The sequence below is a fragment of the Tunturibacter gelidoferens genome (assembly GCF_040358255.1).
Taxonomy (GTDB): Bacteria; Acidobacteriota; Terriglobia; order Terriglobales; family Acidobacteriaceae; genus Edaphobacter; species Edaphobacter gelidiferens.
The window spans coordinates 4,836,072-4,848,905 of sequence record NZ_CP132938.1 but is presented as its reverse complement, the minus strand read 5'-3'; the positions used below and the strand labels follow the sequence as shown (position 1 = coordinate 4,848,905).

At 57.8% G+C, this 12,834-nt stretch carries 13 protein-coding genes and 1 tRNA gene; 2 read left to right on the top strand and 12 right to left on the bottom strand.

The window, feature by feature from the left end; translation table 11 throughout:
- Position 1 precedes the first annotated feature (1 nt).
- From RBB81_RS20945 to RBB81_RS20900, 10 genes are all read right to left on the bottom strand, one after another.
- Positions 2-823, bottom strand: a complete 822-nt coding sequence (locus RBB81_RS20945; protein ID WP_353071977.1) for a type IV secretion system protein — start codon at positions 821-823, stop codon at positions 2-4.
- Positions 824-827: 4 nt separating this feature from the next.
- Positions 828-1,733, bottom strand: coding sequence for a hypothetical protein (locus RBB81_RS20940; RefSeq protein WP_353071976.1), 906 nt, complete (start codon positions 1,731-1,733; stop codon positions 828-830).
- Positions 1,734-1,883: 150 nt separating this feature from the next.
- Entirely contained in the window at positions 1,884-3,137 is a 1,254-nt protein-coding gene (locus RBB81_RS20935; RefSeq protein ID WP_353071975.1) for a TrbI/VirB10 family protein, read from the bottom strand.
- Positions 3,138-3,145: 8 nt separating this feature from the next.
- On the bottom strand, positions 3,146-3,898 hold the full coding sequence (locus RBB81_RS20930) for a TrbG/VirB9 family P-type conjugative transfer protein (RefSeq protein ID WP_353071974.1): 753 nt from the start codon (positions 3,896-3,898) through the stop codon (positions 3,146-3,148).
- Complete coding sequence (locus RBB81_RS20925; RefSeq protein ID WP_353071973.1) at positions 3,895-6,378, bottom strand: VirB4 family type IV secretion system protein; 2,484 nt, start codon at positions 6,376-6,378, stop codon at positions 3,895-3,897. Before RBB81_RS20925 ends, RBB81_RS20930 begins: the two co-directional genes overlap by 4 nt.
- Positions 6,365-6,688, bottom strand: coding sequence for a VirB3 family type IV secretion system protein (locus RBB81_RS20920; RefSeq protein ID WP_353071972.1), 324 nt, complete (start codon positions 6,686-6,688; stop codon positions 6,365-6,367). Before RBB81_RS20920 ends, RBB81_RS20925 begins: the two co-directional genes overlap by 14 nt.
- A gap of 61 nt (positions 6,689-6,749) precedes the next feature.
- Positions 6,750-7,076 (bottom strand): TrbC/VirB2 family protein, encoded by a 327-nt coding sequence (locus RBB81_RS20915; RefSeq protein WP_353071971.1) that lies wholly within the window; start codon positions 7,074-7,076, stop codon positions 6,750-6,752.
- A gap of 326 nt (positions 7,077-7,402) precedes the next feature.
- A complete protein-coding gene (locus RBB81_RS20910) occupies positions 7,403-8,125 on the bottom strand; it encodes a DNA methyltransferase (protein WP_353071970.1) in 723 nt (240 codons plus the stop codon).
- A gap of 345 nt (positions 8,126-8,470) precedes the next feature.
- Positions 8,471-8,650: a hypothetical protein gene (locus RBB81_RS20905; RefSeq protein WP_353071969.1), complete on the bottom strand. Its 180-nt coding sequence runs from the start codon at positions 8,648-8,650 to the stop codon at positions 8,471-8,473.
- A 95-nt stretch (positions 8,651-8,745) separates the two neighbouring features.
- The gene (locus RBB81_RS20900; RefSeq protein ID WP_353071968.1) at positions 8,746-8,913 is read right to left on the bottom strand and encodes a hypothetical protein; all 168 of its coding nucleotides are present in this window, start codon (positions 8,911-8,913) and stop codon (positions 8,746-8,748) included.
- A gap of 207 nt (positions 8,914-9,120) precedes the next feature.
- On the opposite strand from RBB81_RS20900, the gene RBB81_RS20895 reads away from it, so the two are divergent.
- Together RBB81_RS20895 and RBB81_RS20890 are read left to right on the top strand one after the other, a co-directional pair.
- Positions 9,121-9,423, top strand: a complete 303-nt coding sequence (locus tag RBB81_RS20895) for a helix-turn-helix domain-containing protein (RefSeq protein ID WP_353071967.1) — start codon at positions 9,121-9,123, stop codon at positions 9,421-9,423.
- A gap of 79 nt (positions 9,424-9,502) precedes the next feature.
- A complete protein-coding gene (locus RBB81_RS20890) occupies positions 9,503-10,681 on the top strand; it encodes a tyrosine-type recombinase/integrase (RefSeq protein ID WP_353071966.1) in 1,179 nt (392 codons plus the stop codon).
- A gap of 16 nt (positions 10,682-10,697) precedes the next feature.
- On the opposite strand, the gene RBB81_RS20885 is transcribed toward RBB81_RS20890, so the two are convergent.
- Both RBB81_RS20885 and RBB81_RS20880 read right to left on the bottom strand, forming a co-directional pair.
- Positions 10,698-10,774 (bottom strand) — tRNA-Pro (locus tag RBB81_RS20885).
- Positions 10,775-11,164: 390 nt separating this feature from the next.
- Positions 11,165-12,805 carry a hypothetical protein gene (locus RBB81_RS20880; protein ID WP_353071965.1) on the bottom strand — a complete coding sequence of 547 codons (1,641 nt, stop codon included), beginning with the start codon at positions 12,803-12,805 and terminating at the stop codon, positions 11,165-11,167.
- Positions 12,806-12,834: the final 29 nt, after the last annotated feature.

The following is a 12,834-nucleotide window of genomic DNA, read 5'->3' as shown; positions in this document are numbered from 1 at the left end:
GTTACCTTCCCATCGGGTTGACCCATGTGCCACTGCGTCCACTGAGTATTGCTCCCGTCAGCTCCGGTATCTTGACCAGGCCGTAGATGCAGACGAAGAGCGTGATGAACAACGCGGGCAATATGGTGAGTGCGTTCGAGATGGTGATGTTGCCGATCACCTGAAACATCGAGGTCAGGACCTTCGAGAAGACGAAGATGAACGCTGAGGCGATGACCTGATAGAAGCTGAAGCCGATGAATGCCTTGAACCAGCCCCAGAACAACCAGTCCATCTTGGGCACAATGAACCAGGGGATGAAGACCGGACCGATCAACACACATAGTGCGGAGGCGACGTAGCCGTAAGCAATCACGGCGAAGGAGACGGCCTGCATTGCCGCTAACAGGACAACGATCAATAGAAACGTCAGATCCTCGAGGATGTTGAAGCTGCCGGGTGGTGTGCCAAGCTGCTGCTCCGCAGTCGTGATGGTGGTAGCGATATGCTGGGTCTGGTCGGACTCGATCTGTCCAGAGATGCTCAACGCTTCTTTGGTGATCAGGTCGCTGAAGCTATAGCCGACACCGGGGATGGGCGTCGAGTAGTAAGTCAGCATCCCAAGGCCAAACGAGATCACGAGGATCAGGTCGGCGAACTTGGCGAAGTGAAAGCCGCCATGTCCGTGCGAAGCGGACAGGGCGGCTTTGATGCCGAACCATGCGATCAGAATAACGGCCAGGCCGCGGAACATATTAAGTCCCGCAGCCTGCAGTGCCGCGCTGTGCGACGACAAGAGCTGGCTGATGGCCTGGCCGAGAAAAGTAAATGGATTCTCTTGCATTGGGTCACTGTCCTGTCGTGCTGAGAGAGATTGAGTGGATCGAGTTACTCACTCCGCTGGTCACGTTCTGCATGGTGTTCGAGAAGTTTTGCTGGAAGTAAATGGAGTTGTTGATCGCGCGGTTCTGCTCATCGATCTGCTGTTTTTGGGCGAGGATCTGCTGTTGTATGGAGGCCGCGAGGAGTTGGTTAGTGTCCTGCTGCGAGTGAATCTGAAGCAGTGTGGCGGAGTTGATCTTGCCGAGCAGTGCGTTCTCGGTCTGCTGTGCGGGGTCGGTCGAAAACGTGTCAGCCTCGAGGTTAGCGAGTTTGGTTGCAAACGCCTGCGAGTCCGAACGAACGGTTCCGAGGGTAGCGACCGCGCTGGTTGTCGTAGTCCGTGCCAACTCGGAGGTGGCGTACTGATTCGCAATCGTTGCCCGGGTGGGTGAGTCGAGAGAGGAATAAATTCCCGAAGGGTAGTTCTGGGCCTGGACGAATGCACTGTTGTAACCCTGAGAGGCTTGCGGTAGCCCGCCGAAATTGAGGGCATTCACTAATTCGGAGGTGTTGCCATACGTATTCGGCGGAGCCGCCAGGTTTGACCATCGTGCAAAGTCTGCCTTATATCTCGCGGCAAGATTTTGCGGCATCGTCGACATCTGGTAGGCCAGGTTGTACATAGTCACGATCTGGGTCCGAGTCTCTTCCGCGGTCGTGTAGATCTGGGCTTCTTTCTGCAGGTGCTCCTGCCAGTCGTTGAGCTCCGTTGTCCATTTCTGGAGCTCGCTCGCACCCTGTTGAAGCTGTTGCAGAGCGTGCGCACTCTGGGTTGGGTCGTAGACGATGCCCGATCCGAACTGCGCGTGGGCCGCGCCGGCCGAGAGGAAACTCGTCAATAAGGTGAAGAGAATTGTTCGTGTCTTTGTCATGGTGTTTCTCCTGTTCTGGCTGTGGGATCTGAATGGGACTAAGCTTGCCAGCCCTTGCATATCGGTAGGGCGACGGTTTCGGCGGAGGCGAGGGGGAGGCGCAGCCAACCACAAGCACGCAGCCGAAACAAAGAAGGAAAAGAGCACGCATCAGAACACCCCCGGCATGTCGTGGTTCTCATAGGCGGGCAGCAGCATGTCCTGGGTGATGTAGACCTTGACGCGATGCCCCTCGAAGATGGTGTGGGTAGGCAGGACGTTGATAAAGCGGTCGAGCACATTCGTACTTGACTGCGAGAGGCTGGACGCTATGCCCTGCCGGTAGGTATCGGAGCCGCTCTGGTTGTAGCCGCTGTTTGTGGTAGCCTCCGCCGCGCCGGCGATGACACCGAGGGCGATCGAGGTGCCAAAGATCTGGAGATAGTGGTTGTTGACCTTGCCTTTGATGCCGGTCTCACCGGCTTGATCAAGGCCTTTGAACTGGTCAAGATCGACAGAGTATTTGTCCGGCATGAGCATACGGTGGAAGGTGAGAGCAAGGCGCTTCTGGCCGAAGCTCGATACCTTCTGTGTGTCCCCGAGAATGAATGTTCCCTCGGGGATGAGCACATACTGGCGGTCCTCGCTGTAAACGGGATTGGTCACCATCACCTTGAAGTTCCCGGCAAACTCTCCATCCAGCCGATCGACCAGAACGGCGTCGATGATCGTACCCTCGAAGATCGCGAACGGCTGACCATGCGCGGAGTTCAGATTGACCTCCGGAGCGCGTTTGAGGGTGCCGGCGGACTGCGAAGCAGAAGCCGGGAAGGGCTGCTCCGCAGGGCGAGGCGCAGAGGCGTTTACACTGGTCGCCTGATGTGGCGTCCCATCCGTAGAAGGCGATGCTTGGGAAGCATCGCCATCAGTGGAAACAAGATTGGAGGCAAAACGTGCTTTGAAGGCCATCGCGCGTTCGGCGTCTGCAATGGGATCACGCGGCTCGGTGGGAGGCACCTGCGTGGCAGAAACCGTTGCCGGACTCGCCTGCGGAGCTGTGGCATCGCCTGCTGTTGCTGCCGATGCTGTGGCAGCGGCCGCTCTCTGTTGTTGCAATTGCTGTTCGCTTTGCCGCTGCTCCGCGGTGAGGTTCTGCTCAAGCTCCGCAATCTTCCGCGCGTTTGCATCGCTGGAGAAAGGAGTGGTATTCGGAGGAAGAACCGTGGGAGGGGTCTTCGCATGATTCTTCGAAAACATCACGGCGAGCAGGATGAGCACAGCGAGTCCTGCAACGACGTATCCCTGCGCTTGCTTTGGGGCGACACCCTCCGGCACGACACGCTTGTCGCGGAGGGCTGGAGTGGAGGGCGAGTTGGGCGAAGCCTGTACCTGGGCAGCTTCTGGAGTTTGGGTTTCTTCTGGCACGTCGCCTCCTATTTCGTCGCCCGGTCAAAGGCGAGCTTGTGCTTGCCGATCTGGAGGTAGCCGTGATCGACGACAGTGGGGATGATGTAGGTGCCGTCCAGCAACTGGAAGGTAATCAGGTCGGGCTTCTTATCTTTCAGCTCGTAGATGGAGAATTTCTCCGCTGCCGACGACTTGATATAGGTGAACTTGTCATCGTGATAAATCGCGGAGACATCGAAGGGGCTTTCGTTACGGTAGCTGTAGTCGAACTTCAGTGCCTTGACCGGATACTCAGCGCGGAACTGCTCGGAAGCATTGAAGGCGCGGGTCTGAGCCGCTTGCACCTGGATGCGGGCTGCTTCTACTTCGCTTGCTGGTACAAGCTTGCTGGGGCCGTTCGCGGCAGTAAGGGAGGATTGGTCGGACGGTTCGATGACGACCTTGAGGTCAGGATCGACAGTCTCGACGTCGTCCAGCGTGAGCGAATAGACCGTGCCCTTGTCGGTAATCAGATTGAGGTTGGAATGGATACCCTCTTTCGCCGGATGGAGAAAGCAGTAGTTGCCAACCGTGTCGATGATCCAGAAGTCCTTGTCTCCGGTGGCAACCTCCAGAATCTTCTCGTTCGCTGGTAACTGGATGAGCGTGGTGTAGCGCATCTTCGCCCGCACACTCACGATGTCGTTGGCGTGGTATTTGACGATGCGTGCCGATTGCTGACCGTGGGCAAAGGTCGCAACCAGGCCCAGCACCAAAGGAAAGACCGGAGCACGGTTCATGCAGCCTCCTCGGCGGGTGTTTGGTTCGTGGGATTGGGGTAGTCTTCGGCAAGGCGCAGGAGTCCCTGCTCCGGGCCGAAGCGGGCGAAGTAATCCTGTCTGCGAAGGTTGTCGCGGGAGTTGTTCGTGGCCATCCAGTAGCCGAGAGCATCGACTTCGAGCACCAGTTTCTTGGTGCCCTCCGGCTGGATGAGCAGTAGTTCGCGCTTGGGCACCAATGACTCCAGCAACTCGAGTTGCGTGTCATTCAACTGGAAGACTTCGGCATAGAGCTTGCGATCGATATTCGGGTTGGCAAGAAATATCTTTGTCGGGCAGGACTCATTGACGACGTGCAGCATGTCGGAGGCGGCCAGTTCCACGACTGACTGTGTGGCCAGCACCATCGCGGCGTTCTTCTTGCGCCACGTTCGTTCGGCGCGGATGATCCATGCTCGGATGATCTGGTTCTTAAGGAATATCCACGCCTCATCGATCAGGAATATCTTAAAAGTTCCGGTGTTCTCGGGCTTCTCGATCTCCGAAGACGCACGCTGCAAGACGTAAAACAGCAAGGGCTCCAGAATGTCGGGGTAATCACTCCAGCCATCGAAGTTGAATGTCTGGAACCGGGAGAAGGTGAGCGTGTCCTCCACGTTGTCAAAGAGATGGCCGAACTGTCCAGCCTGCGTCCAGCGGTGCAGACGCTCACCGAGAGGCCCGAGGACGGATGCGAAGTTGGAGAGTGTCCGTATCTCGCGGGGAAGTTTATAGATGCGCTCCAGCGCAGCGTAGAGCGCCTTTTCATCTGCCGTCGTCAGCTCGTAGCGGCCACCGGATTCGATGAGCACACGAACGAAGAGATAGAGAAAATTCAGGTTCTCGTGGGTCGGCTCGAGAGAGAACGGGTTGATGCTGAATCCGGGATTCTTCAAACCGGCGTTCAGATAGGACCCGCCGAAGGCCCGGGTCAGCGTCTCGTAGCTCCCGCCGAGATCGAAGATGAAGGTGAGTGGTTCGTACTTCTGGGCGGACTGAAGGATGGTCGACGCCGCAAAACTCTTTCCGCTACCCGTAGCCCCGAGCATCAGTGTGTGGGCTACATCTCCGCTGTGGAGGTTCAGGTAGTAGGGTGTGCCATGCCTCGATTCGAGAACGGCGAGGTACTCGCGTTCGAGGTGCGGGTTCCATTGTTTGCCGCTATCGACGGTGAAGAGAAACGACAGGTCGGCATAGTTCGAGTTAAGAGCCCACTGCTTGCGAAGATTGAACTGCCGATTGCCGGGCACCGTGGCGAAGAAGGCGTTAAGCAGGTTGTAGCGTTCTTCATAGAGCAGCCCATCATGCTGAGTGAAGAGCTTCTGAAACTCAGCTACCGCGTTCTCGACCTTGAAACGGTCCTCGTCGTAGATCACGATCGAGAGCGTGTATTCGCCGAAGTTCTTGCCTTCCATTCCGAGCGCGGTCAGGGCCACGCCCAGCTCTGCAACCGCGGCTTCCTTCGAGTCATCGACTAATTCGTCCTTCGGGCCTGTATTCTGCCGGTCCTGAAGGTTCGAGACGAAGCTGGTCTTGGAGTTGTGGTGATGACGGCGGCGGGAGGCGATCTCTTTCCGCGCTTTTGCGTTGTCTACCGGATGCCACTCGGTGACCACATGGAAGTTGGCGCGAACGTCGAGCAGACCCTGCAACAGCAGTGGCCGCGTCTCGCTGGGCAACTCCTTCAACGTTAGGACGCGGACATAGTGATCGTCCACACGCAGATGGCCGCGATGCGCCTCTAACTCCGAATCGCACACCTGCCAATCGAGATGACGCGCACCGCATAGTGGAGCATCGTTGATCTTGGAGGGGCGGAAGTTTACAAGACGCCGGACAAGCCGGAAGGTCTTTTCCGCCCCTAGCAGCTCGACCGAGGTAAGGTCGTTAAGCTGCCCACTCAAACACTGAACTTTTTGCTGCAGGCGCAGCCGGTCGCGCTCGATCTGCTGGTAGAGCAGGGTGCGTTCTTTATTGCCTGAGAACAGTGAATGCAAGTCGCGTACCGACGAGCGTGGCTGCTTTGGCAACCGCGACAGCGCGTGTAGCAGTCCCGTCTTGCGATAGCTGCCGTCGATCATTACGACCCAAATGATCTCGATCGAATACAGTCGTTCCGATTTCGCTTTCAGGAAGGCCGCACGCTGTTCTACTGCGGCGCGGACGAGTGGATCGCCGTACTCGGCATGGGCGATCTCCGGCCGGTTGTGCTTGAACAAGATCTGATAGAGACGTGTCCTGTCGTCGACGGAGCGGAGGGCGGCTTCAAGTCGCTTGACGGCGTAATCTCGGCCATCATGGTCGAGGCTCTCGTAGTCGATACCGCCGACCTTCAACACTGTGCACAGGTCGCCCGATTTCGTCAGAAAGCAATGCTCGTCCCAGAATCCATGCAGGTTGAGCTGGGCGGCGAAGGACCCCGCTTCGTTCCAGTCCTTCGTGATGTTGCTAGTCCTGAACATGGTTTCTCCTGACGGTGATCTCCGTTGGTTCCCACTTCATGGGGTCGCAGCGTCTGCGGAATTTCGTGGAGTTGAAGAGAATGCGGAGAATCTCGACATCATGCTTCGTTACGATCCGCGCAATGATCACTCCCACGATGAAGAGACCAATTCCTCCGACCAGCGAATGCAGCATGGAGAAGATAGCGCCGCCCGTAATCAGCGCGACGAAGAACAGCCGCCGCTCTGCACCCAACACGGTCAGCGGGCGGTTCATCGCTTTGAAGACCTTGTTTCTGCGTGGGTTGCGATGTGAACCGCCCTCTGCCATTGTTACCTCCTTTCTGCTTATCCAACGTTGGGTTGTGATTGGGCCTGCCACCAATGTGTGACTACGGAAAGAGCCAGGCCATGAAGTTCACCGCACCGATAGCCATACCGATACCGAAGACGATGCCGGCAAGCATCTTCTTCGACTGGCCCTCACCGTAGGCGAACATCAGACCTCCGACAACGATGGCGACAAGCGATAGCCCTTGTGCGATCGGACCGGTGAACGATGTCTTGAGGGCGTTGACTGCGTTCTCCCACGGACTCGCGCCGGTCTGTGCATAGACCGGAAGGGCCGCGAGAGACACCAGTGAAGGAATGGCCCATCTCCGGCACTGCGCGCGCAATCGCCGGAAATGGGGCCGTTTGATGGGAAGGGTGATTTGCATTGCTGCTCCTTTCGTTTTCCGGCGAGTGGAGACTCTCCGTTCAAACGTCTGGAGCGAAGGTAGGACACAAACAGGGTTGCGATTATTACCTTTTGCGACGCGTTATTCCATTTGGAGCAATAATCCGGAGACGCAGATTGTGGCCGATCTGGCACACCACGATGAGAATGGACTCATGTGTGGGCATTGCGCCGTGCAGGGCGCAGCGCATGGCATTCCCACCATGATGGGGCGAAGAATCCGTGAGCAGGCTGCGGGTCAAGGCCGCGATCATCACGGCTCTGAACAATGGCTCGCCTCGAGCCGCGGCGGCCACGCGGGTAGCATCACACTCGCGTGGGAATGCCCGAACCAGAAGATCGCTTTGCAGCGACCCTCTGGTCGACTCTGATCAAACGCTCGCTGGCCTGCTGAAAGTAAGCGTCGTCCATCTCCACGCCGGTATACGTACGGCCTGTAAGCAACGCGGCTGCACAGGTGCTTCCGCTTCCAGCGAAGAGATCGAGTACGCTCTCGCCTTGAAGAGTGAAGCTACGGATCAGCGGCACCAGCGCCGGTATGGGCTTCTGCGTGGGGTGAAGCTTGTTGCCGCTGTAGGGCATCTCCATCACATCGCCGAGCGGCTGCTTCGGCAGCGGCGGTCTGCCCTTGGCCAGCAGGAATGCCTGCTCATGCTGGTAGCGGAGGAACCTGCTCTTCGAGCTATAGCTCTTGCGAAAGACGATGTGTCCGACAGGTTGAAACCCCGCGCTGCGCCATGCTTCGAAGAACGAATCAACCTTCGTCCATCCGTAAAACATCACAGCGATGCGGTCCTGTTTCAATACCCGATACGCTTCGGCCATCGCAGGTTTGAGCCAGCTCTCATCGAGGTCGTTCTGAATCGTGCGTCCACCGCGGTCGCGGTAGTTCACGAGATAGGGCGGATCAGTGAGGATGAAATCTATGCTGTTCGCAGGCATCTGACGCATCACTTCGATGCAGTCGCCGTGAAGGATCCGGTTGGCGAAGTTGCTCTGCTGTGCGGTTGCTACGCTTGTGGTTGCCATTTCTGAAATCTCCTCTGGTCCGTTGCCTCTGAAGGCGCTCGGGACACACCACGCGAAGCGATGCGAGGGGCCCACCTCCCAAGGCAAGCGGGCGCATTTTCGGGAGGGCCGAAAGAATGTTCTGCGTTCTGTGCAGAGGCTTGTTTTGGAGAGACCCGAAACCCGGAGGGCGGCTGTCAGGCCGAAGCAGAGCCTGCGCCGTCCGCAGGGCGTCGGACCAGGCCCGAAGCAGTGTCCGGGCGAATGAAGAGCAATGGGACTGCGGGGATGAGTATTGGCAATCACTCAGGTGCAGCAGGAATGTCTTCGAGAATCGCTCCCTCAGACATTCGAAGGCGCAGATTGTTACTGAACGATGCCGGACTGCCCGCCCATCAGCATGGTTGCGATCAGAGTGACTCTCTGGACAACATCTTCAGGCAGGACCTTAGCGATAGGCTGGGCCGCATCGATCTCGTCCTGCGGAGGGACCTGAATGAATTCGTCGTCGCAGGCGGATAGCTCGTTTGAATTGAGAAGGCGCATGAACTCAGTCTTATTCTCTGCCGAATTGAATGAGAACAGCAGCTCGTATGCGTCCGCTTGAGGATCACCCAAAAGGGCCAGCATTCGAGTATCGGTCATCTGCGCATATGCCAGCATGTACCCGTTCGCTCTGCGGCCTGTGTGCGGTCTTCGACGTCATTCTTTGGCAGAAATTCGATGAGGACGATCCAGTCGCTTTCCTCGCGCCAGTGGGGTGGGATTGGCGGCATACCGCCCGGCGGAATGATGGGTGTGCTGCTCATTGTTCGAATCGATCATCGCGCATACCCGGACAACGATCAAGCTGAGGGGTCGAATGATTGTGGTTGCGATGCAACAAAGTGTGGCTCTGGATTATTGACTCAGAGGGAATAATGCGTCGCAAAAGGTAATAATCGCAGCCTTTTTTTTGACCTAAGTTGAGGTCAGTCGGCGAGTCGAAGTGATTACGGCCGGCTTCGAGGTGAATTATGGATGTCATAGTTGCTCCCGCTCGTACATCAAACCGGCAGGGCTCGGCGATGAATAGGAATAGTTCAGACGCCGTGTTGTCTCCTGAGCCCGAGCGAGGTCATGCAGGAGCTGCAGAGTACCTGCTGGAACTTCTGACCGTAGACGAAATAGCGGCAGCTCTGCGAGTTTCGCCGTCATGGGTTTATGAACGAGTACGCAAACGAGGCAGGGATAAGATACCCCACCTGAAGATTGGGAAATACCTGCGTTTTCGCCTGAAAGAGGTCCGCATCTGGGTCGATCAGGGGACTTCGCGATGAGCCTTGAATACAAAGCGGATAGCTCCTACACTGCGGTTACGACGCTATACCGGCTGGAAGAGTCAGGAAGGATCATGAAATGACTCAGAATAGTCGGTTGCAATATGGCACCGTCTCGAAGAGAGGCAAGAAAAACAAAGTGTGGATCGGACGTTGGCGTGAAGAAGTTCCGGGGCCTCAGGGCTCGATTCGTATTGTGCGGAGATCGGTAGTCCTTGGAGCAGTCGAGGAGATATCGTCGAAGCGCAATGCGGAACGAGAACTGTGGGAACGCCTGAAACTGATAAACGTAGGCAAGCCAGGGGCATCGGGGCCGATGACTCTGCGGAGGTTTGCGGAGGAGATGTGGAAGCCTTCGGTATTTCCTTCGCTCAAGCTTTCCACCCGTCTGTTCTATGACCACAACCTTCAAACCCATATTCTGCCGGTCTTCGGGGAGATACCCCTTCGGGCGCTGACCCGGGACGGAGTACAGAAGTGGCTGCACGGAAAGTTCAGCGCTGGCATGTCCTGGAACTCGGTCCGGCATCTTCGGACCACGTTTGGGACCGTGCTCAATGCTGCGGAGATGGATGAGCTGATTCGGCAGAATGTCGTTAAAAAGACCCGCCTGCCGCGTCGTATTCATTCCGAGGAGCCACCTCTGGTCTCCCTGGATGAGCTCAAGTCTCTGCTCAAAGAGCTGCCGGAACCGTCCCGTTCGATTGCAGCGCTGATCGTTCTAACGGGACTGCGGATTGGGGAGATGCTTGCACTGCGCTGGTGTGACGTCGACCTGACCGCGGGAACGTTACGCGTTCGGCAGACGGTCTACGAGGGCCAGTTCGATACCCCCAAGACGAAGCGGAGCCGGCGGGTCGTTCCGCTCTCTCCGATTGCGGTTCAGATCCTCGGTCTGCAGAGGCAGGGAAGCGGAACTGCGCTGATCTTCTCCTCAGCCGCGGGAACTGCCCTTTGCCGTCGCAACCTGCTCAACCGGCAGTTCAGACCGGTCGCCGTAAGGCTGGGGCTGAAGGGCTTTAATTGGCACTGGCTGCGTCACCTGACAGCGAGTTTGCTTGATGCGGCGGGGACTCCCCTCGGCACAGTGCAGACCCTGCTGGGGCATACCTCGTCCGAGGTGACGCGGGAGCATTACATCCACGCGGTCTCCTCGGAGTCGCGCAATGCGGTGGGCCGGATCGAAGAATTATTGATTGGACCCAAATGGACCCAAATGCAAAAGGTTGCACAGAAAGGCAGTTTGCTAATTCATTGATAACGTGGGATTTAAATGGTCGGGGCGAGAGGATTCGAACCTCCGACCCCCTGGTCCCGAACCAGGTGCGCTACCAGACTGCGCTACGCCCCGAATGTGCTGCGGTGAGATGTCGATGAGAGTGCTTTCCGTAAGGCTCAAGCGCGCGGGTGCACTTGCAGGATCGCTGTACCGACTAAGGTAGTTTAGCAGATTTGGTGTCGGGGTGGCGAAGGAGCGGGGAAGCGGGGATTTCGGCTGTGCTCGGTTCGAAGTGAGTTGTGGCGTGTGGAAGAAAGGGAGCAACAAAAGGGAAGACAGATGCGGGGCGCTGAATTGCCCAGTGACGCGATGATGTATTGAGCTTGTACGGTCGAGATGAGAATGTTCGCGGGTGCGCTGGTTGAATGGGCGCTTCAGGTTGACCGTGGGGCGGAAAATAAGGAGGAGCCTGGAGCTCCTCCTCTCAGGTTTGAGACAAAAGTCGATCAGATTCGTGATTGGTTAGTGATTCGTAGTGGATTTTGGCTTAGCGTATGGCTGGCCCTCCCGTTTCACGGAGTTTGCGTCGAAGGTAGCCGTGTCCCCGGGGGTGAATGAGGCTCCGTCGGGAACGAGTGTGCTGTCGAGGACGCGACCAGGTTGGCCGCTGGTTCGCATCGAGATGCGTGCAGGATCGATTCCTTTTTCGTCGATGAGGTACTGCTCTACGTTGAGGTCGCGCTGGGCTGCAGCATCAGGCGTTTCATCGTCGGAGTGTCTGCCGACAATTACCAGTTTTGAGGTGGTGTCGCGGTTGAGGGTGAGAGCGATCTCGTCCAGGCAGGCCTTCCCTTCGTTGTCGACGCGGACGGGACGCTTCAGATCCCGCTCAAACGAAACGCTGCAGAGGGGGCGTACCTGCGGGACCGGCGGAGGTGGAGGCGTGATGATTGTCACTGTGGTGTCGGCGGAGGCGTGTTTGCCGAGATCATCGACAACGTTGCAGGTGACCGTGACGATGCCTGAGGGAGCGCCGCTGGTGACGAGCGTCGCGGTAGGTGTGGTTCCGGAGATCTGGCCAGCGGAGGCGGAGTAGGAGTAGCTGAGGGTGAGACCCTCCAGGCTGCTCGCGACGGCTGTGATGGTCGAGGGGTCGCCGGGCATGACGGTGCTGGGGTTGGCGGAGCAAGCGATGGAGGGCGGAGCGGGGTTATGGATGCGGAAGCCGGCGGAGCAGTTGGCGCTCTCGCCAGGGCGTTTGCCTTCGCTGACGTGACCCGAGACGGTATAGTCGCCTGGTGCGAGGCCTGCGGTGTTGATGTTGGCTGTTGCGTCGTTGTTGGTGAGCTCACCGCCGCTGGCGGTCCAGGTGTAGGAAAGCTTCTTCTTCGCTTCGATGTTTGTAGCAGTGGCTGTAACGGTTACGGGATCGCCAGGGAAGACGTTGGTTGGTTGAACGGTGCAGCCAAGTTGGACAGGTGGGGGAGGCGTTTGCTGGCCGAAGCGCAGAACTACGCCGGCAGAGAGGCGGTAGGCAGTGATATCACCAACGCCTCCGGTTACCTGGGCGGGGTCGACTGGACCGTAGTCAACGTGGGAGTAGTTGAAGTCAGCTTGGGCTATGCGAAGGGCGATGTGATTGTTGAAAACTGGCAGGACGAGGTCGAGACCTGCTCCGGCGGTGACGCCCCAGCCCCAGGTGCAGGGTTGGAAGGCTGGTCCGCCTGCTCTGGCTCCGCCGCCGAGAACGTGGGCGAAGGGGATGAAGCGGCCTTTTTGGTAGCGGAGAACAGGGCCGGCTTGGGCGGTGTAATAGCAATCGTTGGTCCCGTACGGGAAGAAGCTGCCCTCGGCTTGGACGCCCAAGTAACGATTGAAATAGGCGGTGGCACTTGCGACGGCACCGGGATTGATGGGCTGATAGACGAAGGGAGCGATTTCGCTGTTGAAAGGATGGAAGTAGGCATAGCCGCCGTAGAGGTCCAGGCGCGAAAAATCGGGCGGGGGCGTGGAGGCGGTTTTGACCGCCTGCGCTAGAGCCGACCATGGCGAGGCTGCGATGCAGAGGGCGACGAGGAGCCTGGTCACGGAATTGAGTAGGACACTCGTGAGGTGCACGGTATGAGAGCTCAATCTATCGGGGCTCACGGGGCGGAGACGCATAAGGATGAAACCTCCAACTACGGTGCTTC